Annotated in this window: 23 protein-coding genes and 1 pseudogene; 14 read left to right on the plus strand and 10 right to left on the minus strand. The window is 62.9% G+C overall.

All coding sequences use genetic code 11. The features are described 5' to 3' along the window. Positions 1-620 (minus strand): annotated as a pseudogene (locus PV760_RS14845) (HNH endonuclease signature motif containing protein); the annotation flags it as partial. A gap of 78 nt (positions 621-698) precedes the next feature. After that, the gene (locus PV760_RS14850; protein WP_354628148.1) at positions 699-1331 is read right to left on the minus strand and encodes an SACE_7040 family transcriptional regulator; all 633 of its coding nucleotides are present in this window, start codon (positions 1329-1331) and stop codon (positions 699-701) included. 140 nt (positions 1332-1471) lie between these two features. Between PV760_RS14850 and PV760_RS14855 the strand changes: the two genes are divergently transcribed. Genes PV760_RS14855 through PV760_RS14885 form a run of 7 tightly spaced genes read left to right on the plus strand, consistent with a single transcriptional unit; the run spans position 1472 to position 9413 of the window. After that, positions 1472-3082, plus strand: coding sequence for a carboxyl transferase domain-containing protein (locus PV760_RS14855; protein WP_354628149.1), 1611 nt, complete (start codon positions 1472-1474; stop codon positions 3080-3082). A 2-nt stretch (positions 3083-3084) separates the two neighbouring features. Next, positions 3085-5325: an ATP-binding protein gene (locus PV760_RS14860; protein ID WP_354628150.1), complete on the plus strand. Its 2241-nt coding sequence runs from the start codon at positions 3085-3087 to the stop codon at positions 5323-5325. Beyond that, on the plus strand, positions 5322-6485 hold the full coding sequence (locus PV760_RS14865; RefSeq protein ID WP_039240561.1) for an acyl-CoA dehydrogenase family protein: 1164 nt from the start codon (positions 5322-5324) through the stop codon (positions 6483-6485). Before PV760_RS14860 ends, PV760_RS14865 begins: the two co-directional genes overlap by 4 nt. 38 nt (positions 6486-6523) lie before the next feature. After that, positions 6524-7306, plus strand: a complete 783-nt coding sequence (locus tag PV760_RS14870) for a CoA transferase subunit A (protein WP_055977979.1) — start codon at positions 6524-6526, stop codon at positions 7304-7306. Further along, on the plus strand, positions 7306-8058 hold the full coding sequence (locus PV760_RS14875) for a CoA transferase subunit B (protein ID WP_354628153.1): 753 nt from the start codon (positions 7306-7308) through the stop codon (positions 8056-8058). Before PV760_RS14870 ends, PV760_RS14875 begins: the two co-directional genes overlap by 1 nt. Then, complete coding sequence (locus PV760_RS14880; RefSeq protein WP_110505774.1) at positions 8055-8549, plus strand: MaoC family dehydratase; 495 nt, start codon at positions 8055-8057, stop codon at positions 8547-8549. The genes PV760_RS14875 and PV760_RS14880 overlap by 4 nt, the downstream gene beginning before the upstream one ends. A 36-nt stretch (positions 8550-8585) precedes the next feature. Beyond that, a complete protein-coding gene (locus tag PV760_RS14885; protein WP_110505775.1) occupies positions 8586-9413 on the plus strand; it encodes an HpcH/HpaI aldolase/citrate lyase family protein in 828 nt (275 codons plus the stop codon). A gap of 86 nt (positions 9414-9499) precedes the next feature. Here the strand turns inward: PV760_RS14885 and PV760_RS14890 are convergent, their stop codons facing one another. Genes PV760_RS14890 through PV760_RS14920 form a run of 7 tightly spaced genes read right to left on the minus strand, consistent with a single transcriptional unit; the run spans position 9500 to position 16717 of the window. After that, on the minus strand, positions 9500-10621 hold the full coding sequence (locus PV760_RS14890; protein WP_055977972.1) for a Gfo/Idh/MocA family protein: 1122 nt from the start codon (positions 10619-10621) through the stop codon (positions 9500-9502). Continuing rightward, complete coding sequence (locus tag PV760_RS14895; protein ID WP_110505776.1) at positions 10606-11307, minus strand: ThuA domain-containing protein; 702 nt, start codon at positions 11305-11307, stop codon at positions 10606-10608. The genes PV760_RS14890 and PV760_RS14895 overlap by 16 nt, the downstream gene beginning before the upstream one ends. A gap of 46 nt (positions 11308-11353) precedes the next feature. Further along, on the minus strand, positions 11354-12358 hold the full coding sequence (locus tag PV760_RS14900; protein ID WP_018779016.1) for a sugar phosphate isomerase/epimerase family protein: 1005 nt from the start codon (positions 12356-12358) through the stop codon (positions 11354-11356). Continuing rightward, complete coding sequence (locus PV760_RS14905) at positions 12355-13542, minus strand: Gfo/Idh/MocA family protein (protein WP_026267330.1); 1188 nt, start codon at positions 13540-13542, stop codon at positions 12355-12357. Before PV760_RS14905 ends, PV760_RS14900 begins: the two co-directional genes overlap by 4 nt. Before the next feature lie 13 nt (positions 13543-13555). Beyond that, complete coding sequence (locus PV760_RS14910) at positions 13556-14461, minus strand: carbohydrate ABC transporter permease (protein ID WP_018779018.1); 906 nt, start codon at positions 14459-14461, stop codon at positions 13556-13558. A gap of 1 nt (position 14462) precedes the next feature. After that, the gene (locus PV760_RS14915; protein ID WP_064723189.1) at positions 14463-15392 is read right to left on the minus strand and encodes a carbohydrate ABC transporter permease; all 930 of its coding nucleotides are present in this window, start codon (positions 15390-15392) and stop codon (positions 14463-14465) included. Then, positions 15389-16717 carry an extracellular solute-binding protein gene (locus PV760_RS14920; protein ID WP_018779020.1) on the minus strand — a complete coding sequence of 443 codons (1329 nt, stop codon included), beginning with the start codon at positions 16715-16717 and terminating at the stop codon, positions 15389-15391. Before PV760_RS14920 ends, PV760_RS14915 begins: the two co-directional genes overlap by 4 nt. Positions 16718-16964: 247 nt before the next feature. Here PV760_RS14920 and PV760_RS14925 point away from each other — a divergent pair, with 247 nt between their 5' ends. Continuing rightward, positions 16965-18035, plus strand: a complete 1071-nt coding sequence (locus tag PV760_RS14925; protein ID WP_018779021.1) for a LacI family DNA-binding transcriptional regulator — start codon at positions 16965-16967, stop codon at positions 18033-18035. Positions 18036-18044: 9 nt separating this feature from the next. On the opposite strand, the gene PV760_RS14930 is transcribed toward PV760_RS14925, so the two are convergent. Next, positions 18045-19481 (minus strand): lipase maturation factor family protein, encoded by a 1437-nt coding sequence (locus PV760_RS14930; protein ID WP_354628151.1) that lies wholly within the window; start codon positions 19479-19481, stop codon positions 18045-18047. Positions 19482-19582: 101 nt separating this feature from the next. On the opposite strand from PV760_RS14930, the gene dxr reads away from it, so the two are divergent. The 6 genes from dxr (at position 19583) to PV760_RS14960 (ending at position 25343) form a co-directional block, all read left to right on the plus strand. After that, entirely contained in the window at positions 19583-20770 is a 1188-nt protein-coding gene (gene dxr / locus PV760_RS14935; protein WP_039240576.1) for a 1-deoxy-D-xylulose-5-phosphate reductoisomerase, read from the plus strand. A 36-nt stretch (positions 20771-20806) separates the two neighbouring features. After that, a complete protein-coding gene (locus PV760_RS14940) occupies positions 20807-22138 on the plus strand; it encodes a M50 family metallopeptidase (RefSeq protein WP_039240578.1) in 1332 nt (443 codons plus the stop codon). Between the two features lie 43 nt (positions 22139-22181). Then, a complete protein-coding gene (locus PV760_RS14945) occupies positions 22182-22475 on the plus strand; it encodes a YciI family protein (protein ID WP_018779025.1) in 294 nt (97 codons plus the stop codon). 47 nt (positions 22476-22522) lie between these two features. Further along, positions 22523-23689, plus strand: coding sequence for a flavodoxin-dependent (E)-4-hydroxy-3-methylbut-2-enyl-diphosphate synthase (gene ispG, locus PV760_RS14950; protein ID WP_018779026.1), 1167 nt, complete (start codon positions 22523-22525; stop codon positions 23687-23689). Beyond that, positions 23652-24530: a GNAT family N-acetyltransferase gene (locus PV760_RS14955; protein WP_354628154.1), complete on the plus strand. Its 879-nt coding sequence runs from the start codon at positions 23652-23654 to the stop codon at positions 24528-24530. Before ispG ends, PV760_RS14955 begins: the two co-directional genes overlap by 38 nt. 192 nt (positions 24531-24722) lie before the next feature. Beyond that, positions 24723-25343 carry a hypothetical protein gene (locus PV760_RS14960; RefSeq protein WP_354628152.1) on the plus strand — a complete coding sequence of 207 codons (621 nt, stop codon included), beginning with the start codon at positions 24723-24725 and terminating at the stop codon, positions 25341-25343. Positions 25344-25453 lie beyond the last annotated feature (110 nt).

Genomic DNA, 25453 nt, shown 5'->3' on the forward strand with positions numbered 1-25453 from the left:
CCGATCCGCAACCGGGCTCGGAGGAACTCCGCTGCGTTCCGGTACCCATCATCCAAAACACTGCCACCACCACCAGCCGGGACGGAGTCACCGCCGACGCCACCTTCCGACTCACCGGCGGGCCCGGTCCACCCCGTCCGCCATTCCTGGGCGCCGGACGCCGGGGACTGTCCGGACTGCTGTGCCGGCACCGCACGCTGCGCCTCGGTCCGGGTCCGCTCCACAGCCTGCGCCGCGACGACCTGGAGGTACTCGATCGACCGCGAGATGTCCTCGATCCTGCCGGCAAGGTCAGCAGCCTGCGCTAGATCGAACAAGGGTGCCTGCTCGGCAAACGACAACCGTGCGGTGTCCAGAAGAGCCTGTCCGTCCTCAAGAAGTGCCGCGAGATCCGGCCCCGCAGGCGCAGCAGGTTTCCCGCCGTCGGAACCCCTGGAGGTGGTGCCCTCGCGGCTGAGTAGTCCAACGCCGTGGAAGTGGCCGATAGCGGTGGCTACCGCCGTCGAACCCTTGATCCACTGGAAGTTGCCTGGGGATTGCCGTGAGCAGCTCGCGGTCAGGGCAGCGACAGCAGGTGACGACGCCACTCGCGCTGCTGTCAGTTGCCCCAAAGCTTCCATGCATAAAGCTTTTCACCGGGGTCTGACATTATTAGTGCTTCACCCTGTCGGCTGCTCCGCGTTCCGGAACCTGCACACTCAGGCAGATGTCAGCGCCGCCAAAGCCATCTGCTCCAGTATGGGCCTGGCTGATTTCACTGCGATCCTGCGGCCGTGATGCCGGACCGAATGCGGGGTGGAGTTGATCAACCCGAAGGCTGCGTGTGCCCGGACGCGCAGGCCTGCGATGTCCGCGTCGGCATGAATCCGGGCCAGAACATCCACCCAGGTCTCTACATAACTGCGTTGCAGGGAGCGGACCTCGGCCTGGTCTGCCTCAGTGAGGCTGGCGAAATCACGGTCCTGTACCCGGATGACATCCGGATTGCTCAGGGCGAAGTCCACCTGGAATTTCACCAGGGCTTTCAGGGCGTCCGCTGGGCTGCCGGCTTCCGCAACAACGCGACGGCCGCCCCCCAGGAGGTCGCGGCTGACACTGAGGAGCAGTTCACCCAGAACCGCCTGTTTTCCCGGAAAGTGCCGGTACACCGCCGGTCCGCTTACACCGGCCGCGGCTCCCAGGTCTTCCAGGGATACGCGGCTGAATCCGTTGTCCGCGAAGAGTCCGGCTGCGGCTGACAGCAGTGCCAACCGGCGGAGCTCTTTGGCTTGGCTCCGCTGGGTTGTGGCGGCACGGGAGCCTTCGGCGTGTGCTTCCGGGCTTGCTGTCATGGTGTCCTCCTCGTGCCCGTCCCAACGGAGGCGGCAGGAGCCCCGCTGTGCTGGACATGTCAGTTAATAAAGACTAACCTAAATTTCAGTTACATGGCACTAACCGAAATGGCCGTGGGCCGGGAATGGAACAGGGGTCGATGGAGACAATTGCCAGCCTGACGGGAGCTGCCGCCGGCACCTTCGAGGCCAACCAGGAGGCGCAGCGTGCCTTGGTGGAGGAACTGAAGGAGCGCCTCGCCACGGCAGCATTGGGTGGACCGGCCAAATCCCGGGAGCGGCACGTTGCCCGGGGAAAGCTCCTGCCGAGGGAGCGCATTGATTTCCTGTTGGATGAGGGCAGCCCGTTCCTTGAGATCGCGCCTCTTGCCGCCAATGGCATGTACAACGACGATTCACCCGGCGCCGGGGTGATCGCCGGCATCGGCCTGGTCCATGGCCGACACGTCCTGGTGATCTCCAATGATGCGACGGTCAAGGGCGGTACGTACTACCCGATGACCGTGAAGAAGCACCTCAGGGCCCAGGAGATTGCCCTGGAGAACAAGCTTCCGTGCATCTACCTGGTGGATTCCGGGGGAGCGTTCCTGCCCAAGCAGGACGAGGTCTTCCCGGACAAGGAACACTTTGGCCGGATCTTCTACAACCAGGCCAGGATGTCTGCGGCCAAGATCCCGCAGATCGCCTCCGTGATGGGCTCCTGCACTGCCGGCGGTGCCTACGTCCCGGCAATGAGCGACGAAACAGTCATCGTCCGCAACCAAGGCACCATCTTCTTGGGCGGGCCTCCGCTGGTCAAAGCAGCCATCGGCGAGATCGTCACCGCGGAGGAACTGGGCGGTGGCGACGTCCACTCAAGGATCTCCGGGGTCACCGATCACCTGGCCGAGAACGACCAGCATGCGCTGGAAATCGTCCGGGACATCGTAGCGACGTTGCCGAAGCCGGCGCAGCCGGCCTGGGACGTGCTCGACGTCGTCCTGCCGCCCGTCGTCGACCCCTCGGAGATCTACGGTGTGGTTCCCACGGACGTCAACGCCCAATATGACGTCCGGGAAGTCATCGCACGCCTCGTGGACGGTTCCGAATTCCATGAGTTCAAGAAGAACTATGGCACCACCCTGGTGACCGGTTTCGCGCACCTGCATGGCCACCCCGTGGGGATCGTGGCCAACAACGGAGTCCTTTTCAGCGAGTCGTCGTTGAAGGGTGCCCACTTCATTGAGCTGTGCGATCAGCGGGGCATTCCCTTGGTCTTCCTCCAGAATCTCTCCGGGTTCATGGTGGGAAAGGACTACGAACAGGGCGGCATCGCCAAGAACGGCGCCAAGATGGTCACGGCAGTGGCGACGGCCCGGGTGCCGAAACTGACCGTGGTGATCGGCGGCTCCTTCGGCGCGGGAAACTACTCCATGTGCGGCCGGGCTTATTCGCCGCGTTTCCTCTGGATGTGGCCCGCGGCCCGCATCTCCGTCATGGGCGGAAACCAGGCCTCCAGCGTCCTGGCAACAGTCAAAAGGGACCAATACGAGGCCGCCGGCCAGGAATGGTCCGTCGAGGACGAGGAAGCCTTCAAGGCCCCCATCAAGCAGCAGTACGAGGACCAGGGCAGCCCCTACTACTCCACCGCCCGGCTGTGGGATGACGGCATTATCGACCCCGCTGACACGCGGCGGGTTCTGGGCATGGCCCTCGACGTCGTTTCCCGCCCGCCACTGCCGGAGACCTCTTTCGGCCTCTTCAGGATGTGACCATGACCCTGCCAACAACAGCCACAGAACCAACAACAGCCACAGAACCAGCCGCAGAACCCACAGTCTCAGCGCGGACCTTTTCTGCCGTCCTCGTTGCCAACCGAGGTGAGATCGCCTGCCGTGTCATCCGAACCCTAAGGGACATGGGCATCCGCTCAGTCGCCGTCTATTCGGAAGTGGACAAGGACGCCAAACACGTCAGCCTGGCGGATACGGCCGTCGCCATTGGCGGAACGTCACCTGCGGACAGCTACTTGAAGATCGACGCCATCATCGACGCGTGCCGCCGCAGCGGAGCGGAGGCCGTTCATCCGGGCTACGGCTTCCTGTCCGAGAACGTTGCGTTCGCCAAAGCGTTGGACGCTGCCGGCATCACGTTCATCGGACCCGGTATCGGTGCCATCGAAGTGATGGGAGACAAGATCCGGTCCAAGAACCACGTAATGGCCTACGACGTTCCCTGCGTTCCCGGCATCGCCAAGCCCGGACTCACTGACCAGGATCTCATTGAAGCAGCCTCCGACGTCGGCTTCCCGCTCCTGATCAAGCCATCGGCAGGCGGCGGTGGCAAGGGTATGCACGTGGTGGAACGGGCCGAGGACCTGGCCTCCACGCTTCTGACGGCGAGGCGCGTCGCAGCGTCCGCTTTCGGTGACGACACTCTCTTCCTGGAACGGCTCATCCGGGCTCCCCGGCACATCGAAGTGCAGGTCCTGGCCGACAACCACGGAAATGTCATCCACCTCGGCGAGCGCGAATGTTCCCTGCAACGACGGCACCAAAAGGTCATTGAAGAAGCTCCCTCCGCGCTTTTCGAATCACTGGCGGACGGCGCTGCCCACAGGGCGCGGATCGGCGAGGCGGCCTGCAACGCAGCGCGTTCGGTCAATTACAGCGGCGCCGGAACCGTCGAGTTCCTGGTGTCCGACGAACATCCGGATGAGTTCTTCTTCATGGAGATGAACACCCGGCTGCAGGTGGAGCATCCTGTCACTGAGCTGGTCACGGGAATCGACCTCGTTGAATGGCAGGTGAGGATCGCCGCCGGTGAGGTGCTCACCGTGGCGCAGTCCGACGTCGTACTGCAAGGCCATGCCGTGGAGGCGCGGGTGTACGCGGAGGTGCCCGAGCGGAACTTCATGCCGTCGATGGGGCGCATCGTGGCACTCGCTGAGCATGGCGCGGCGGACGCCGCCGTGTCCGGTCAGCAGCAGGCCCATGCCAATGTGCGGATCGACTCCGCCATGCGGGACGGGCTGCAGATCACGGGTGACTACGATCCCATGCTCGCCAAAGTTATCGCGTGGGGAGCGGACAGGGCCGCCGCACTGGACACGCTGGATGCTGCGCTGGGCCGTTACACCTTGCTGGGCGTGGACACGAACGTCGAGTACCTTCGACTCCTGATCAACGACGCCGATGTCCGTGCCGGGCACCTCGACACCGGGTTGATTGAACGCAAGCTGCCGTCCATGGAGTTCCGGCACGCAGGCCCCAAGGAACTGATCGCGGCCGCCCTCACGCTGTGGCTTGAACGCCCGGCCCCGGCGCTCGCAGGAGATGCGTGGAAGAGCGCCGACGCTTGGCGGGTCGGGGCTCCCGGTGCCTGGACCGCGACCTTTGGCGTCCCAGGCGCCGCCATGGCCAAGGTCGCCGTCACTGAAAAAGCCGGCACCGTGACGGCAAGGGTCGACGACGGCGAACCGGTGGGCGTGCGGGTGGCCGACCGGAGCGGGACCGGGATAACCCTGGAGTTCGACGGCGGTCAGGTCACCTATGCGGTGGCCACGGCGGACGCAGCACGGGAGATCTTCGTGGGCAACGATGGCTGGTCCTGCCGGCTTGAGGTCCTTGACCGGGCCGCTCGCCTGCAACGGATGCTCGCGGGGATCCAGCGCGTCGAAGGAGCAGCCGATCCGGAAGTGCGCTCGCCCATGCCGGGGACGGTGGTTTCCGTGTCCGTGGCCAACGGTGACGTGGTCGAGGAAGGACAGGTCCTCCTGGCTGTTGAAGCCATGAAGATGGAGCACCAACTTGTGGCGTCCGTCGCCGGAACCGTCCACCTCACCAGCAAACCCGGCGATCTGGTCAAAGCCGACCAGGTGCTCGCCACCATCCATGCAGCGGTCGCCGCAGAAGACACGGCCAACGCGGGCCGCGACACCAACAACGGCCGGAACCCAGACAAGAGCCAGAACCCAGACAACGGCCAGAACCCAGACAAGGAAGTCCAGCCATGAGCACGTTTGAACTGACAGAGGAATACCAGGACCTCAGCGATTCCGTCAGGGAGTTCGCCGACGAGGTAGTAGCCCCTGTCTCCGCCAAGCACGACGAAGAGCACAGTTTCCCTTACGAAGTGGTCAAGCAGATGGGGGAGATGGGCCTGTTCGGCCTGCCGTTCCCCGAGGAATTCGGCGGGATGGGCGGAGATTACTTCGCGCTCGCCTTGGCGTTGGAACAGTTGGGGCGCGTAGACCAGTCCGTGGCCATCACCTTGGAAGCCGGAGTATCGCTGGGGGCCATGCCGGTTTACCGCTTCGGCACCGAAGAGCAGAAGCAGGAGTGGCTGCCGCAGCTGGCATCCGGCCGGTCCTTGGCCGGTTTCGGGTTGACCGAGCGTGAAGCCGGATCCGACGCCGGCGGCACCAAGACCAACGCCCACCTGGAAAACGGCGAGTGGGTCATCAACGGCAACAAGGAGTTCATTACCAACTCCGGCACGGACATCACTACCCTGGTCACCGTCACGGCAGTGACAGGCCGGAAAGAGAACGCCGACGGCAGCACCAAGAAGGAGATCTCCACCATCCTGGTGCCGACGGACACGCCGGGGTTTACCGCAGAAAAGCCCTATAACAAGGTTGGGTGGAACGCGTCGGACACCCACCCGCTGACCCTGGACAACGTCCGGGTTCCCGAAGCCAATCTGTTGGGCGAGCGCGGCCGCGGCTATGCCAACTTCCTCTCCATCCTGGACGAGGGCCGGATCGCCATCGCTGCCCTGGCCACGGGTGCGGCCCAAGGTTGCGTGGACCTGTCCGTGAAGTACGCCAAGGAGCGCAGCGCGTTCGGACAGAACATCGGCAAGTACCAGGCCATCCAGTTCAAGATCGCCCGCATGCAGGCCAGGGCCCACACAGCCCGCCTTGCCTACTACGACGCCGCCGCGAGGATGCTGGCGGGCAAGCCGTTCAAGACCGAAGCAGCCATAGCTAAGATGGTCGCAGGCGAGGCAGCCATGGACAACGCGCGGGACGCCACCCAGGTGTTCGGCGGCTATGGCTTCATCAACGAATTCACGGTGGCACGCCATTACCGCGACTCCAAGATCCTTGAGATCGGCGAAGGCACCACCGAAGTCCAGTTGATGCTCATCGCCCGCGAGCTGGGTCTGTAACCGTACGTTGGGTCGGCAGTGGCAGGGAAGGATCAAGGATGATTGACAAGGTTGTTGCCAGCGCCGCCGTAGCGGTGAAGGACATCCCGGACGGAGCCTCGCTCGCGGTAGGGGGCTTTGGCTTATGCGGTATCCCCGTTTCCCTGATTGAAGCCCTTCATCAGCAGGGAACCACGGACCTGGAAACTGTCAGCAACAACTGCGGCGTGGACGATTGGGGCCTGGGAATCCTCCTCAAGGACGGCCGCATCCGCCGCACCATCAGTTCGTACGTGGGCGAGAACAAGGAGTTTGCCCGGCAGTATCTGGCGGGGGAGCTTGAAGTTGTCCTCACCCCGCAGGGCACCTTGGCGGAGAAGCTGCGCGCCGGCGGCGCAGGCATCCCGGCCTTTTATACCAAGGCCGGCGTGGGAACCCAGGTGTCCGAAGGCGGCCTCCCGCAAAAGTACGACGCCGAAGGCAACGTTGCGATTGCTTCGGCGCCGAAGGAGGTGCGGGCTTTCAAGGACGGCGACTACGTCCTGGAAGAGTCTTTGACCCCGGACTTCGGGCTGGTCCATGCCTGGAAGGGGGACCGCCACGGCAACCTTGTTTTCCATGCGACGGCCATGAACTTCAACCCTCTCTGTGCCATGGCGGCCCGGGTGACGATTGCCGAGGTCGAGGAACTCGTGGAACCGGGGGAGTTGGATCCGGAGCACATTCACACGCCGGGTATCTTCGTTCAGCGGGTCGTCGTAGCAGGAGCTGCGGAGAAACGGATCGAAAAGCGCACAGTCGCGTTGATCTCCGCAACAAACGGACAGACAGGAGCTTCATGATGGCCGACAACACTTATCAGGACTTACCGCCGCGTCCCGAAGCAGTACGGCACGAGTACCGGCGGGCCGACGTCGAACACCACGAAGCAAAAGGCTGGACCCGCAACGAACTGGCCGCCCGCGTGGCCAAGGAACTGGTCAACGGACAGTACGTGAACCTGGGAATCGGGATGCCCACCCTGATCCCCAACTACATCCCGGACGGAGTGGAGGTCATCCTCCACTCCGAGAACGGCATCCTCGGAGTTGGCCCGTACCCTACCGAGGACAGGGTCGATCCCGACCTCATCAATGCCGGCAAGGAGACCGTGACAACCAACCCGGGTGCTGCGTTCTTCGACTCGGCGTCCTCGTTCGGCATGATCCGCGGCGGACACGTGGACGTGGCGGTCCTGGGAGCGATGGAGGTCGCTGCCAACGGCGATCTTGCCAACTGGATGATCCCCGGCAAGATGGTCAAAGGCATGGGCGGCGCCATGGACCTGGTGTTCGGTGCCAAGAAGGTCATCGTCATGATGGATCACGTCGACCGCAACGGCCGGCCAAAGATTGTCCCGAGCTGCACGCTTCCCCTCACCGGCAAGGGCTGTGTGGACAGGATCATCACGGACCTGGCGGTGATCGACGTCGTCAAGGACGAAGGTGATCCGCGGTTGGTGTTGCGCGAGCTCGCCCCGAACGTCACCCTAGACGACGTCCTGGCGGCCACAGGCGCCGAGCTGTTCGAAGAGGACCAGGAGCTCACTGTATGACGCGGGTCGTGGAACAACGCGGACTCTACTTCGACGAACTCGAAGAAGGCGTGATCTACGCCCACAAGCCCGGCCGCACCGTCACGGAGACGGACAACGTTCTCTTCACCACGTTGACCATGAACACCCAGGCGCTCCATCTGGATGCTGCCTGGAGTTCCGGACAGCCGTTCGGTCAGCGCCTCATGAATTCAATGTTCACGCTGTCCACCATGGTGGGGCAGTCGGTGACACAGCTGACGCAGGGGACCATCATTGCCCAGTTGGGGCTGACGGATGTCACGTTCCCGCACCCGCTGTATCACGGGGATACGCTGTACACGGAAACGGTGATCACGGGAAAGCGTCTGTCTTCGTCCCGGCCCGGACAAGGCGTGGTGACCATGCAGCACACGGGCCGCAACCAGGACAGTACCGTGGTAGCCCTGGCCACCCGCACCTGCCTGATGTGGACCAAGGAAGCGCACGCCGCGAACCTCGCCGACCATTAGAACGCAGCAATCAGCACGCCAGCAGCAAGGAAATCCATGCACTCTCCCTTCACCATGGGCCCGGCCCTCCTCTTCTGCCCCGCCGACCGGCCGGAGCGCTTCGGCAAGGCCGCGGACCGCGCGGACGCGGTCATCCTGGACTTCGAGGATGCCGTGGCTCCCGCGGACAAGCCCGGGGCCCGTGATGCTGTTTTGAAGCAGCTGGGTGCCGGGGAACTGGACCCCCAACGGACCATAGTGCGTGTGAATCCCGTGGGAACCCGTGACTTCGAATTCGATCTCCAGGCCTTGGAACAAACGCCGTACCGGACGGTCATGCTGGCCAAAGCAGAAAGCGGAGAACAGCTGCGGGCGCTGGCCGGCTACAGCGTCATCGCACTGTGTGAAACCGCATCAGGCATCGTTAATGCTTCCGCCATCGCGGCTGAGCCCAACACCGTTGCCATGATGTGGGGTGCGGAGGACCTCCTGGCTTCCTTGGGCGGACTCTCCAGCAGGAACGACGACGGCGGCTACCGCGCTGTCGCACTGCACGCGCGCTCCACTGTGCTTCTCGCAGCCAAAGCCGCCGGCAAGGAAGCAATCGACTCCGTGTACGTGAACATCCCGGACTTGGCGGGCCTGCTGACCGAGTCCGCAGACGCGGTGGCCAGCGGATTCGGGGCGAAGGCGTGCATCCACCCCAACCAGGTGGCCGTGGTCCGGGAGGCTTATGCGCCTGCCCCCGAAGCTGTTGCCCAAGCCGAAGAACTCCTCGAAGCAGCGGCCGCCGCAGGCTCAGGTGTGTTCCAGTTCAAGGGCAAGATGATCGACGGACCCATTCTCAAGCATGCGGAAGCGACGCTGCGCCGGGCCAGGCGTTAAACAGAACCGGCCCTTGTTGCGCAGCCACCGTAGACCGGTTTGCTGGGCGAACAAGGGCCGAATTCGTGTGCGTCCGCTATGACGCCTTAGGCGTGGACCGCCGTCGCGAGTTCAGTGAGTTCGACGGCAGCGGGCCTGGCAACCGTGCTCTTGATGACTTCGGCCTTCCCGCTCTTGGCCGAGGCGAGGACCGATTCCATGACGTCCAGTGCATGGAAGGCCAACTGGCCACCGGCCCGCGGTTCCTCACCGGCGGGAGTCGCGGCGAGGTCTGCGATGCCGAAGCCGCGGCCCGAGTCCTTGTAGCCCGCAGAAACCGGGAGGGTTTCCCAGTCCTCGGCGCCAAGGGCGAAGAGCTGCACATCCCCGTCGAAATGATTCGGATCCGGGACGACCAACGACCCCTTTTCGCCATGGATTTCGATGTTCGGGCTCTTGGTTTTCACGGCGTCGAAGCTCATGAAGAGCGTGGACAGGGCCCCGGAAGCGTGGACCAGTACTCCGGTGACATGGGACTCGATGTCCACCGGGACCTTCTGCCCTTCCCGCGGACCTGAGCCGATGGTGCGTTCGTTTCGGGTATGGCTGGCCGCCCCCACCACCGACACCACGGGCCCCAGCAACGTGACCAATGCGGATACGTAGTACGGCCCCATGTCCAGCAGGGGCCCACCACCGGGCTGATAGTAGAAGTCGGGGTTCGGGTGCCAGCGTTCGTGTCCGGGAGTTGCCATCGTGGCTGTGGCGGAAACCGGTGCACCGATCAGTCCGTCGTCGATCGCCTTGCGGGCAGTTTGAATACCGGTACCCAGGACGGTGTCCGGTGCACAGCCAACCAAGACACCCGCGGCGGACGCAGCCTCAAGTACCTCCTTGGCCTCAGTAGTTGTGGCTGCGAGGGGCTTTTCGCCGTACACCGATTTGCCGGCGGCGATTGCCTTGAGTGCGATCTCCGCGTGAGCAGCCGGGATGGTCAGGTTCAGCACCAGCTCGACATCATCCGCTGCCAAAAGCCCGTCCACACTCAGCGCCCTGACGCCCTCGTAGGAGTCGGCCACAGCCTGCGCCCTTGCGGGATCAAGGTCTGCCACGGCCACCAGATTCACCGAATCCAGCCGGCGGAAGTTTGCCAAGTACTGGGCAATGATGGCGCCGCAGCCGATGATGCCGACGTTGAGCGGCTTGGCGGGGTTCAGCGGGATGCCCACAGCATGCCCCTTTCGATGATGGCGCGGACGTTGCTGTCCTGCAGGATTTCCACCCTGTGGCCGGGGGTGCAGACGAAGATTTTGCCCTTGCCCCACTGGCGTGTCCAGATGGCCGGCGAGGTAACTTCGCGGTTCCAAGGATCCCACTCACGTACCTTTTGGGTGGTGGTGGCCAGGACATCAACGTAGTCGTCGCTCAAAACCCAGTACTGCTCCGTGACGAGGTCAAAATCGCCAATCCCCTGGGTAATGGGGTGTTCGGCTGCGGCGGGCAGCATGTTCACCGTGTAGGGAACATAATTGTCCGATTGCTCCCCGGTCTGTTCGTCCGCGTGCTTACCCGGGTGGCAGGCGAACTGGCCACCGATGAGATGGAGGTAATCGGAGTTGTTGCGGTAGGAATCGGCGATTCCGCCGTGCCAGCCGGCCAGTCCCGTGCCGTTTTCGACGGCGGTCCGCAGCCCTTGGAACTCGTTCTTCTCGATGGTGGACATGGTCATGCATTGGACGATCAGGTCCACACCGGCCATATATTCAGCGTCGGCATATATCTTGGGTGACTCTTCGACGCGGACGTCGTAGCCGTTGTCCCGCAAGTAGGGGAGGAAAAGCTCCGTGGCCTCGATTGGCTGGTGTCCATCCCAGCCGCCGCGGACCACCAACGCGGTCTTGTTATTGCTTGTCATGGTTTCCTTCGTATCGGGGCGTGTTCGTTGGAGTCAGGGTAGGGATTCAGCGTGTTGCGAAGGCCGCATCAAAGGCAGCGGCCGGAGGACGGATGGCAGCGAGTTCGCGGACCATCTTGAGCGCCTGGGGAGCGCCCACCAACCGGTCCATGCCGGCGTCCTCCCATTCGATGCTGGTTGGTCCTTCATAACCAACAGCGTTCAAGGTGCGGAAGATCGGCTCCCAATTCACGTCGCCGTGACCGGCCGTGACGAAGTCCCACCCGCGGCGGGGATCCGCCCAGGGCAGGTGGGAACCAAGACGGCCGTTTCGTCCATTGAGTTGCCGGACGGATTCCTTGACGTGGACATGGAAGATCTTGTCGGCAAAGTCCTGCAGGAACATCACCGGGTCCAGGTCCTGCCAGATGAAGTGGGACGGGTCGAAGTTCAAGCCAAAGCTCTCCCGCGGCCCGATGGCTTCCAGGGTGCGCTTGGCTGTCCAGTAGTCGTAGGCGATTTCCGATGGGTGGACTTCCAGGGCGAAGCGGACACCCACTTCGTCAAAGACGTCCAGGATGGGATTCCACCGATCGGCGAAGTCCTGGTAGCCGCGCTCAATCATGGCGTCCGAAGCCGGTGGGAACATGGCTACGCACTTCCAGATGGACGAGCCAGTGAAACCGGTGACCGTCTTGACGCCCAGCCTCGCGGCGGCGCGGGCCGTGGTTTTCATGGCTTCAGCCGCGCGTTGGCGTACGCCTTCAGGGTCACCATCGCCCCATACCGCCGGGGCGAGGATGTCACGGTGCCGCTCATCGATGGGGTCATCGCAGACGGCTTGTCCGGTGAGGTGGTTGGCAATGGCATGGACAGTCAGGTTGTGCTTTTCCAGGATGTCGAGCTTTCCCTGAAGATAAGCGTCGTCCTCAACCACTTGCAGGGGATCCAGATGATCGCCCCAGCAGGCGATTTCCAAGCCGTCAAAGCCCCACTCGCCTGCAAGCCGTGCCACTTCCTCGAACGGCAGATCAGCCCACTGGCCGGTGAAGAGGGTGATTGGTCGGGTCATGATGCTTCCTTGTCGACGTTCTGCCAGCGGCTTGCGTTGTCCGCGCTGGTCTCGACTGCGGCCAGTACCTTTTGCACCTGCAAGGCATCAGCGAACGACGGCGAGGGCTGCTCGCCTGCGTCGATCGCGTTCACGAGGTCCACAACCTGATGGGTAAATCCGTGCTCATAGCCCAAACCATGTCCGGTGGGCCACCAGTTGGCGGTGTAGGGATGGGACGGTTCGGTGACCATGATCTTCCGGAAGCCCGCGTCCGGTTCCAGCGCCGCTTCATAGAACTGCAGTGAGTTCATGTCCTCGAAATCGAAAGCAAGGGAACCCTTGGTGCCGTTGAGCTCCAGGCGCATGGCATTCTTGCGTCCCAGGGCAAAGCGGGTGGCTTCGAAGATGCCGATGGGTCCTGACTCGAACCGCGCAGTGAACAGGGCCGCATCATCAACGGTTACCGGGCCACGCGGTCCATCTGAACCGCCGTGTCCGCCCAACCCCACGAAATCGCCGCCCACGGGGCGTTCCTTGACGAAGGTTTCCAGCAGCGCAGAGACTCCGGTGATATTGAGGCCGGTGATCCATTGCGCGGCGTCGATGCTGTGGGCTCCGATGTCGCCCAGGGAACCGGAACCGGACTTGGATTTGTCCAGTCGCCACGTCAGGGGTGCGTCCGCATCGCTGAGCCAGTCCTGGAGGTACTGGGCGCGGACATGGCGGATTTCGCCGAGCCGGCCTTCTTCAACCATTCTCTTTGCCAGTGCCAAAGCAGGCGTGCGGCGGTAGCTGAAGCCGCACATGGACAGGACTCCGCGCTCGGCTGCTGCCTGCGCGACGACTGTCATCTTTTCGGCTTCCTCCACGGAGTTGGCCAAGGGCTTTTCGCACAGGACATGCTTGCCGGCCTCGAGCGCGGCAATGGCGATCTCGGCATGGGTGTTGCCCGGGGTGCAGATGTCGATCAGGTCGATGTCGTCCCGTTCGATCAACCGCCGCCAGTCGGTTTCGGTGGATGCCCAGCCGTATTTGGCTGCCGCAGCCTTGACACCGTCAGGATTCCTGCCTGCCACGGCCGTAAGTTCCGGTGTCCGTGGCAGGTCAAAGAACCGCGGTGCGGTACGCCAGGCGTGGGAGTGCGCGGCGCCCATGAAGGCGTAGCCCACCATTCCTACACGCAGTGGTTTTGCTTGTGTCACAGGGGAGTCCTTTCTATTTGCTGAAGCCTGCGGTCAGGCCGCTGACCAATTGGCGGCGTCCAAGGACATAGATCACCAGGATGGGCAGCGTGCTCAGCACGACCGAGGCGAGAACGGCAGGGATGTTGACGCTGAACTCACCCTGGAAGGACCACAGACCCAAGGGCAGGACGCGCAGTCCGGGACTCTGGGTGAGCACGAGCGGGAGCAGGAAGCCGTTCCAGACATGCAGGCCGTTGTAAATAGCCACGGTGACGATGGCGGGCTTGGTCAATGGAAGAGCCAAACGCCACATGGTCTGCCACTCGCTGCACCCGTCCAGGCGCATGGATTCGAAGAGCTCGTTCGGAACGTCGCGGATGAAGTTGGACAGGATCAATACCGTCAGCGGTATGGCGAACGCAATGGACGGAAGCATGATGGCCAACAGGCTGTCATAGAGATTCAGGCGGATGATCATCAGGTAGATCGGGATGATGGTGGCCTGAAGGGGAATTGCCAGTCCCATCAGGAAGACACCGTTGACGAACTTCAAGTACCTGCCCTTGCCGCGCACGATCGCGAAGGCCGCCATGAAGGCGATCAGGACCGTGGGGATAACCGATCCCAGTGTGACGATGACGCTGTTCATGAAGTAAGTGGCGAAGTTGGCTTCAAGAACCAGCTGGTAGTTCTCCAGGGTCGGGGCTGTCGGCAGCGCCATCGGATTTTGTCCGAAGTAGCCTTCGGAGGTCTTCAGGCTGGTGATGACTATGTAGTAGACCGGAATGATGATGACGGCGAGCCAGATCCAGCCGCCGAGGCCGCCGGGGATGTTGAGCCGCCTGATCCGTGTGCCAAGGCTTTGCTTGGCTTTGATCGACGATGCCGCAGAGGCGGGTGTTCCGGGTTTTGAGTCGCTCTTGAGGACAGTACTCACGTTACATACCTTCCAGTTGGCTGCCCTGTTGGTCCTTGCCGCCCAGGCGTTGGAGGAATAGGGCCAGCGCCAGGCCAATGACGACAAGGATGACGGCGATGACGCTTGCAGGTCCCATGAGGTTGGCCCGGAAGCCGCGCAAGTACATGTCGAGGGCCAGGATGCGGGTGGTGTTACCCGGTCCGCCACCTGTGAGGACGAAGATGAGGTCGAAATACGTCAGCGACCCAACAACCATCAGGGTTGAGGACGTGATGATGGTGTACTTCAGCTGAGGCAGTGTGATGTGGAAGAACTGCTTGATGGTTCCTGCGCCGTCGATCTGGGCCGCTTCATAGAGCGACTTGGGGATCTGCCGCACGCCACCTTGGTAAATCAGGGTGTGGAACGGCACGAACTGCCAGGCGATAACGAAGATGATCAGTCCGAGCGCCAGCTGGGGCACTCCCAACCAGTCCTGGGCAAGGAACGGAAGTCCCAGGCCCATGGCCAGGCCGAAGTTCGGGTCCAGCAACGCCTTGTAGGCGATGGCGACCGCAGCCGAGGAAAGCAGCAGGGGCAGGAAGTACAACACGGCCAGAGCTGCCCTGTATCGCTGCGTTCCCGCGGTAAAGACCCCCAGCAACAGACTGATGGGCGTCTGGACGAGCCAGGACACAATCATGATCATGAAGGTCAGGCCAAGGGAGTTGTAGAGTTCGGGGTCGGACAAGACCGACGTCCAGTTCTCCATTCCGGCTGCTCCAATGGCGCCGATGCCGTCCCAGTTGGTGAAACTCAGGATCAGTACCCCGAGAAGCGGTACAACGGCGAAGACGACAAAGAAGAACAAGGCCGGAATCGTCAGCCAGGGAAGCGCGGATCTTTGCTGCACGCTTCCTTGGGTCTTTTGTGTACCAGAGGCAGCCCTGTTAGAGGTTATGGAGCTCATTTGCCCAGGGTGGCATTCATGTTCTCAGCGAATTGCTGCGGGGTGATCGACTTGAGGAAGAGCTGGTCAATGTTGTTCAGCAGGGCTTCGGCAGCGGTGGGGCTCAGGGCCTGGTCCCAGGACTGCTGGAAGTTGGGGGCGTCCTTGCCCAGGGCGTAGACGAAGTTCAGGAAGTCCTTGTCCGGGGACGAGGCAAGCTTGTCTTCAATGCCCTTGACGATCGGAACCGAGCCGGAGTTGATGTAGGCGTCGATGACCGTATCTGTCATGATGCCGTCCTTGAAGAATTTCTTGGCCGATTCCTTTTCCTTGTCCGTGGCCTTGGCCGAGATCGACATGTACTGGGCCGGGTTGCCCACGCCGTTCTTCGGGTCTCCCTTGCCGCCGGCAATGGTCGGGAAGTTTACGAAACCGAGCTTTCCATTCTGGACGAAGTTCTGGCCGTCCTTCTTCATGGCGCCGTAGGTCCAGGAGCCCTGCAGCATCATCGCTGCCTTGCCGGTGAACAGGAGGGCCTGGTCTGCCTTTGAATCCGCCGTGATGGAGGAGAAACCCTTGATGAAGCCATCGGCGGAGACCAGTTCCTGGATCTTGGTGCCGGTTTCGATGACGGCCGGGTCCATCCAAGCGTTGGGCTTGCCATCGAAAATAGCCTTGAAGACCTCGGGGCCGCCGATGCGGTCCAGCAAGTATTCCAGCCACATCATGGAGGTCCAGCGGGATTGTCCGCCCAGGGACAACGGGGCTACGCCCATGTCGTTGAAGGTCTTGACCAGGGACATGAGGTCTTCCCAGGTTTTCGGCGGCTGGACTCCGGCTTTGTCGAACAGGTCCTTGTTGTAGAAAAGGACGATCGGGGCCACGTACTGGTTGGGAAGGGCGTAGATCTTGCCGTCAACCGTTGCTGCTCCGAAGGAGGAGGGGAAGAACTTGTCCTTGAGGTCCGGGTTGGAATCAAACCAGCTGGTGAGGTCTTCAACCTGTCCCGCGTCGGCGTACGTTTTCAGGCCACCGCCACCCCAGCCGTAGATGATCGTGGGGGCCTGGCCGGCCCCGATGGCCGTCTTGATCTTGGTCTTGTACGCGTCGTTCTGGAAGTACGTGACGGCGATCTTGTTATCGGGATTGGCCGATCCGAATGCATCCACGGCCTTCTGCATGGTGGTTTGGTTGGGCTCGCCTGTAAGGAACCACATGCTGGCTCCGCCTCCGCCGCTCGCACCGCCTGGACCGGACGTGCCGCAGGCGCTTGTGGCCATGGCGGCGAAAGGAGTCACGGCCGCGAGGGCCAGGAAGGAACGCCGGGATGATTGGAACTGCTTCATTGCTTCTCCAGGGGTAGTCGCATCACTGAGCAAGCCTTGGTGCTTACTGCCGAACAGAGTGCCTGGCCCGAAATTTATCGAAAAATTTCGATGCCATGATTTAGGTCACGGTCTAAACTAAAGCCTGCGTCACAGTCCGTCAAGGGTCTCCTGGTAAAGATCTACGGTGATAAATCCGGTGAATTGCACGCGTCAGATTTATCGCCGATACTGAAAACACGTCGAAAGATTTCGAAAGTTGGGGAACATGGTTCGAGAAGTACGTCCGCCCAAATTGACCTTGGCTGCCGTCGCCAAGGAAGTTGGCGTCTCCGCGCCAACCGTGTCCAAGGTGGTTAACGGCCGGCAGGACGTGGCCGAGGAGACCCGTAACCGCGTCCTCGCGGCCTTGCACAGAACGGGCTACCGTTCCCCGCTTCAGCGCAAGAGTCCTCCCGCGCAGCAAGCCGTGGAGGTAGTCTTCGATTCGCTGAACTCTGCGTACTCCGTGGAGGTGCTCAACGGAATAATGGAGCATGCCGCGGCCTCGCAGATGGAAGTGATCCTCTCCGTCACCAGCAGGCAGTCAGCCTCGCCCATGGACCCGGAGGAGCGTGCCCAGCGCCTGCTCGATGAGGGCCGCAGCGGCATGATCGTCGTCACCTCGGCCTTCGGGCCAGGGCAGCTTAAGGCCTTCCAGCGACGCCGCATTCCGGTGGTCGTGGTGGATCCGCTCAACCCGCCACCGGGAGACGTCTTCAGCGTCGGAGCAAGCAACTGGGCAGGAGGAAAGGCGGCGGCTTCCCACCTGTTGGAACTGGGGCACCGTCGCATTGCGTACATTGGAGGTCCGGCGGCCGCCGAATGCAGCCAGGCCCGTTTGCATGGTTACATGGCCGCGCTGATGGCCGCCGGCGTGACGGTGGTGGAGGAGTATGTCTCGGCAGGTCCGTTCCGTTCGTCAACCGGGGTGGCGGCGATGAAGTCGCTCCTGGCCCTGGACGATCCCCCCACGGCGGTCTTCGCCGCCAGCGACAGCATCGCCCTTGGGGTCCTGGCAGAAGCCAGGAGGCAGAACATCCGCATTCCGGACGACATGAGCCTGGTGGGATTCGATGGCACGACGCAGGCTGAAGAGTCCCTGCCGCCACTGACTTCGGTATCGCAACCCCTGCTGGAAATGGGCCGTTCAGCGTTGAGCTTCATTCTCCGCCAACGGAGCGGAGAGGAAATCGACTCCCGGCGCGTCGAACTTGCCACCCATCTGGTGGTGCGTGAGTCCACCGCCCCGCCGCGTACGCAGCAGAGTCCGGCAGGTCTCCGACGCCAGGCGGATTGACGCCGGCAGTCAGAGCCGGAGCGGCGGAATGGCTTCGTACAGCAGCAACCGAACCCAACGATCGCCGGTTTCGCGGTACTCCTCACGGCTGGCAAAGCGGTAAAGGTAGCTGCGCGCACGCACCCAGCGGGGGCGTTCGCCGTCGAACGGGTCTTGGCGAAGCAGCCCAAGCGTTGTTTTGTCGGCCTCCAGAAGTCGGTTGAGGAAGGCATAAAACCATTCCTCGTGGACGGTTCGCAGCGGCAGGAACCACATCAGCCAGTCCAGCCTGAGGTGATAGGGCGCCCATTGGCGCGGGAGGCGCCGGACGTCGCCGGGCTTTCCCTTGAAGCCGTATTCCAGCCAGCGGTCATCGGGCGCATCAGGTTCCTCGTCCAGGGTGCCCTCCACGACGATTTCGATCCGCTGTTTGGTGACTGTCCCGAACGCCCCATAGGCATTGACCAGGCGCCATCGGTTGAAGCTGGCATTCATGAGCTGCTGACGCGAAAACAGGTTCAGGAGCGGACGGTAGCTCAGGACCAGCAGCAGGACACTGACCATAACGACGACGGCGAGCCACCACGCCGGGGTTTCGGCGCCCGAGTGCCACTCAAGCGGGATGAACGGGAAGACGGCATGGACCGCGGAGTCGCCCACCGCTCCGAAGGTCAGGATGATCGCTGCCCAATTCAGCCATGCGAAGTTCCCTGAAGCCACCAGCCACAGCTGGGTGACGATGATGACGCCCGCGGCGGCGCTGGCGACCGGCTGCGGTGCGAAAAGGAAGAACGGCACCACCAGCTGCGCAAAATGGTTTCCCGCTACCTCGACCTTGTGCAGCGGGCGGGGGAGGAGGTGGGCCTGCCGGCTGAGCGGGCCGGGCATTGGCTGTGTTTCGTGGTGGTAGAACATCGCTGTCATGTCGCGCCACTCGCGTCCGCCGCGGATCTTGATCATCCCGGCACCGAACTCCAGCCGGAAGACCAGCCACGTGATCAGGATGAGGATGGTGGTGGGTGGGGGCGTCTGGTCCGAACCAAGAAACGCCACCGTGAATCCCGTCTCGAGGAGGAGGATCTCCCATCCAAACCCATAGAACGTCTGGCCCACGTTGACGATCGACATGTACAGGAACCACAGGGCAAGGAAAGCCACCATGGGCAGCCAGGGAGGACCGGCCTGCGGGAGGCCGATCAGCAGTAAGGCCGCCACTGTGATCCCCACCCGGCACACGGCCCGGAGCAGCGCATCCGAGTAGTGCCAGCGGAAAAGAGTCGGCCTGGCCAAGCGGCGTGCAAGGTCCAGGAATGCCGGTACCGGTAGCAGCCCCCGCTCGCCCAAAAGGGCAGGGAACTGGTTCAGCGTCGAAAGGAACGCAACCGCGTAGAGTGCCGCGGTGCCGCGCTGCAACACCTGCCGGGCGAATTCATGGTCCCACGCATCAAACCAGGACAGCCATTCCACAATCCCACGGTACGCAGGGGAGCCCGGCGGTCAAGCAGTGCAGGGCTGCAGGGGTTGCCGTCCCGTTCGCAGGCCCTCGTGCCGGCTGGGATACTTAAGGAATGCAGCCGCGCAAGATCGTCATCCTCGGGTCCACTGGTTCCATCGGCACGCAGGCGATCGACGTCGTCGACGCCGCCCCGCACCGTTTCGAGGTGGTGGCACTGAGCGCCGGCGGAGGAAACCTGGAACTCATCGCCCAGCAGGCCGTTCACACCCGGGCGCAAGCGGTGGGCATTGCCCAGGGCGATCCTGCCACCCTGCAGCAGTTCATTGCCGCTGCGGCCGCGGAAGCGGGCGTGCCGGACTTCGCTCCGCAGATCTTCGTCGGCCCCGATGCCTCAACGGAGATTGCCGCCATCGACTGCGATGTTGTCCTTAACGGCATCACTGGTTCCATCGGCTTGGCCCCCACACTCGCTGCGTTGGGCACGGGAGCTACGCTGGCCCTGGCCAACAAGGAGTCGCTGATCGTCGGCGGTGCCCTGGTCAAAGCCGCCGCACGCCCGGGCCAGATTGTTCCCGTCGACTCCGAACACTCCGCCATTGCACAGTGTCTCCGGTCCGGCACCGAGCAGGAAGTGGAGAAACTGATCCTGACCGCTTCCGGTGGGCCGTTCCGCGGCCGCACCCGTGAGGAACTCCACCACGTCACTCCGCAGGAAGCGCTGGCCCACCCCACCTGGGACATGGGCCTCATGGTCACGACCAACTCGGCCAGCCTGGTCAACAAGGGCCTGGAAGTGATCGAAGCGCACTTGCTGTTCGACGTCCCCCTGGATCGGATCGAGGTGGTGGTTCATCCCCAATCCGTGGTCCATTCCATGGTTCAGTTCGTGGACGGTTCCATCATTGCCCAGGCATCGCCCCCGGACATGAGGCTTCCCATTGCCCTCGGACTGGGTTGGCCCGACAGAGTGCCCCGGGCCGCGCAGGCCTGCGATTGGACGCAGGCCACGAGCTGGACGTTCGAACCCCTCGATGCCGTGGCGTTCCCGGCCGTCGACCTCGCCAAGGACGCAGCCAAGCAGGGGAGTACCTTCCCGGCGGTGTTCAACGCGGCCAACGAGGAAGCCGTTGAGGCCTTCCATTCCGGCCGGATCCGCTTCACGGACATCGTTGACACGGTGGAGTCCGTCCTCAGCGAACACTCAGGATCCTCTGAGCTAACGGTGGAGTCCGTGCTGGATGCTGAGAAGTGGGCACGAGCCCGAACCCACGATCGTTTAGCTTCACGCAGCGCCCAGTAACCCCCCCCATACCTTTACGGAAGCAGTCCCACCGGCATGAGTCCCGTCCTTCTCTTCATTCTTGGAGTTATCTTCGTCGCGATCGGCGTCGCTGTCTCCATCGCGCTGCACGAGGTGGGCCACCTGGTGCCGGCGAAACTCTTCAAGGTGCGCGTCACCAAGTACATGATCGGCTTCGGGCCGACGCTGTGGTCCAGGAAAAAGGGCGAAACGGAGTACGGCTTCAAGGCCCTGCCCCTGGGCGGCTACGTCTCGATGATCGGCATGTATCCGCCCAACAAGGAGGACGGCGGAGTCCGCCCTTCAAGCACCGGCATGTTCCAGACCCTCGCCACCGAAGCCCGCTCGGTCGCCCATGAAGAAGTAGGGCCCGGCGACGAAGGACGTGTCTTCTACAAGCTTCCGGTCTGGAAGAAAATCATCATCATGCTCGGCGGACCGGCCATGAACATGGTGATTGGCTTGGTCCTGCTGGCCGTGCTGCTCATGGGATTCGGCGTTGCCCAGGCAACAACCACGATCTCCGATGTCTCCAAATGCCAGGTGGCGGCAGGCGAAACCGTGGACCCTGATTCAGCCGACTGCAAGCTCACCCCGGCAGCTGCCGCAGGGCTTCAGCCCAATGACAAGGTCACCTCCTTCGACGGCAAGGCCGTCACCAGCTGGGATGAACTGACCAGTTGGATCAGGTCCTCCGCGGGCAAGGAAGTACCCATCACGGTGGAACGCAATGGTGCAAGCGTGGAGACCACCGTGACGCCCGTTCTTTCCTCGCGCCCGGTCATCGGGGCGGACGGCCGCCCCGAGCAGGACGCCAACGGCGTCCTCAAATACCAGGAAGTCGGCTTCCTTGGCATCGGTGCGCAAAGCGCCTTGGTTCCCCAACCGGCGTCGGCTGTCCTTCCCATGGCGGGAGAGAACATCAAGCAAATTTCCGGTGTGATCTTCAACCTGCCCGCCAGGGTGGTCGGCGTCGCCAAAGCGGCCTTCAGCGAGGAGCCCAGGGACCCCAACGGCCCCATCAGCGTGGTGGGTGTCGGCCGCGTGGCCGGCGAGGTGGCAGCCATGGAACAGGTACCCCTGCAGGCCCGGATAGGGACCCTGATCGGACTGCTGGCGGGGCTCAACTTCGCCCTGGCCATCTTCAACCTCATCCCGCTCCTGCCGCTCGACGGCGGCCATGTGGCCGGTGCCCTGTACGAAGGAGCACGACGGCGGTTGGCCAAGTTGCGTGGCAAGCCGGACCCGGGCGCCTTCGACATCGCGAAGCTCCTGCCGGTGACCTACGTCGTGGCGGCGTTGCTGCTGTGCATGAGCGTCCTGCTGATTTACGCGGACATCGTCAAGCCCGTCAACATTTTCGGCTGACCCATGAACATTGACGACCGGACTGTGGGGATAGGCTAGCTCCATGACTGTTTTCGCTGTTGAGTACGTATACGTCGCCGATTCCGACGCCCTCCGCGACGAAGCCCGGCCAGCACACCGTGCGTGGCTCGCCGGACTGGCTGAGGACGACAAGCTGCTTGCCAGCGGCCCCTATGGTGACGGTGCCGGCGCTTTGCTGATCTTCAAGGCCGCGGAAGAAGCCGAACTCAATAACCTCCTCAAGCAGGATCCATTTGCTGAAGCCGGGGTTATCGCCGGCATCCGCACCACCGAATGGGCCCCCATCATCGGCGTCCTGGCAGCCCACGCTTCCTAGCCCCGGCGTCCTTCACCTCAACGATCACCCCAACCCAAGGAGTCCACGTGACCTCGGTCAGCCTGGGAATGCCAGCAGCCCCACCACCCGTTCTTGCCCCGCGCCGCAAGACGCGACAAATCAAGGTTGGTTCCGTTGGCGTTGGCTCTGATTCGCCGATCAGTGTTCAGTCCATGACCACTACGCCAACCACGGACATCAACGCCACCCTCCAGCAGATCGCGGAACTGACTGCATCAGGCTGCGACATTGTGCGCGTCGCCTGCCCCTCCGCTGATGATGCCGAAGCCTTGCCGATCATCGCCCGGAAGTCGCAGATTCCGGTGATCGCCGACATCCACTTCCAGCCCAAGTACGTCTTCGCCGCCATCGAAGCAGGTTGTGCCGCGGTCCGCGTGAACCCGGGCAACATCCGCAAGTTCGATGACCAGGTCAAGGAAATCGCGGCAGCGGCCCGGGACCACGGCACGTCCATCCGCATCGGCGTCAACGCGGGTTCCCTGGAGCCCGGCATCCTGAAGAAGTACGGCAAGGCAACGCCCGAGGCGCTGGTTGAATCCGCTGTGTGGGAGGCCTCGCTGTTCGAAGAACACGGATTCCACGACTTCAAGATCTCCGTGAAGCACAACGACCCCGTGATCATGGTGGCCGCCTACGAGATGCTGGCAGAGAAGGGCGACTGGCCCCTCCACCTCGGTGTGACGGAGGCCGGACCGGCTTTCCAGGGAACCATCAAGTCGGCCACGGCCTTCGGTGCGCTCCTGTCCCGCGGCATCGGCGACACCATCCGCGTTTCCCTGTCCGCCCCACCGGTGGAGGAAATCAAGGTTGGCAACCAGATCCTCCAGTCCCTCAACCTCCGCCCACGCAAGCTCGAGATCGTCTCCTGCCCGTCCTGTGGCCGCGCCCAGGTGGATGTCTATACCCTCGCCGAGCAGGTAACTGCCGGCCTGGAAGGCATGGAGATTCCGTTGCGCGTTGCGGTGATGGGCTGCGTGGTGAACGGACCCGGTGAAGCACGCGAAGCAGACCTCGGTGTGGCCTCCGGAAACGGCAAGGGCCAGATTTTCGTGAAGGGCGAAGTCATTAAGACTGTGCCCGAGAGCGAAATTGTTGAGACACTGATCGAAGAGGCCATGCGTATCGCTGAAGAGATGGGGGAGGCCGATGGCGAAGATGCTGTCAAGGGTAGCCCCGTGGTTAGCGTCTCGTAACGAGAACGGCTTGGGGGTCAGGGTGCTCGGCGGTGCCGACACCCTGGCTCTTCGCGCGCTCGCAAACGAAGACGCCGTAGCCAACGTCTTCATCCTTGCCCATCTGGAAAGTACCGGCACGGCGGCGCCTACCAGCGGCGGGGCCAGCGTTTTCGGAGTTTTCGACGGCGACACGCTCCTGGGTGCCTGCTGGGCCGGCGCCAATCTGGTTCCCGTGCAGCTGGAGCCCGGGCTGGCCGGCTACGTGGCCAACGCCGCCCACCAGACCGGACGCCGGTACGCTTCCATCTTCGGACCGGCCGAGACTGTGCTTGCGCTTTATGCCCGGTTCGAGCAGTTGGGCCATGTGGCCCATGAGGTCCGCGCCGAGCAGCCACTTCTCAGCATCTCCGGCGGCCCGGCCATCGGTGCCAATCCGGCCCTCACCTTTGGCTCAATGGTGGATTTCGACCGCATCCTTCCCGCCTGTGCTGCCATGTTTGAGGAAGAAGTGGGCTACTCTCCCTTCCTGGGAGGCCAGGAGTTCTACAGCAAGAGGGTGGCCGGCCTTATTCGGCAGGGCCATTCCCTGGTTCACATCGATACAAGCGGCATGGTGGTCTTCAAGGCCGAGCTGGGTGCCGTCACACGGGATGTCACCCAGGTGCAGGGCGTGTGGATGAATCCGGAACTGCGTGGCCGTGGCCAGAGCGCCGGGTACATGGCCGCCGTCGTCAACCTCTCGAGGACGTTCGCTCCGGTGACGAGCCTGTACGTCAACGACTACAACACCAAAGCCCGGGCCACCTACGAGCGCGTGGGATTTGAACAGGTTGGCACCTTCGCGACGGTCCTGTTTTAGGTCGCTGGCCGCGACTTGTAGTCTTGTCTCGGTTGGCGCACGCCACCACATCACTCAACCTTCCCTGGGGAACAAATGAATAAGAATGCGCTGCGCGGAATTGGAGCCGCTGCACTGCTGGTTATGGGGCTCACGGCTTGTGTCGGGCCGGCTGCGTCAACTGAGGCCGCCTCGGCTCCTGCAAGCGAAACGGTGGCGGCGACACCCACGCCGACCCCCACCGCGGCTAAGCAGTACACCGCAGAGGAGCTCACGGCTATTGCGTTGCAGTTGCGCGACATCAACGGGCTGAAATTGTCCGTTATGTCCATGGCCGATGCGAGTGGAGTGGAACAGCAGAGCCGGGCGATGTTTGAAGGCGCTGTCATCGAGCCGGCTGAGTGCAAGGAACTGATGCTGGCAAGCCTGCTCCCCACTGAAAATGTGAAAGGTGTTGTAGGGACAAGCCTCGATACCTCCACTGGCTCTTCCACCGGCGTCACATTGTCTTCCGGGGTCGACGAGGAACTTATCAAGGCGGACTTCGCAAAGCAGGATCAAATCAGCGATTGTTCCGGGATGACTATGAAGATGGGGGAAACGACAGTGACCCTTAAGGCTCGAAAGGTCGAGGCGATCGTGTCCACTCCGCTCTCCATGGCGATGCGGACCGACTCTGTCTTCGCCGACGGGCGAAAGCAATCCATGATCATGGTCCGGGGCGCAAAAGATGGCATCGTGATCACCGGTTTGGCTTACGGAGGCAAGACCGAGGAAGAGGCGATTGCCCGGGCGGTGGATCTCGTCAACCAAGCTGCGGCACTGATCAAGTAGCAGCCCAACTGACTCGCAGTTGTGGGGGGGGGGGGGGGGGGGGGGGGGCCCCCCACCCCCCCCCCGGGGGGGGGGGGGCGGGGGGGGGGGGGGGGGGGGGGGGGGGTGGG

Source organism: Paenarthrobacter sp. CC6, from assembly GCF_040560085.1.
GTDB classification, from domain to species: domain Bacteria; phylum Actinomycetota; class Actinomycetes; order Actinomycetales; family Micrococcaceae; genus Arthrobacter; species Arthrobacter nicotinovorans.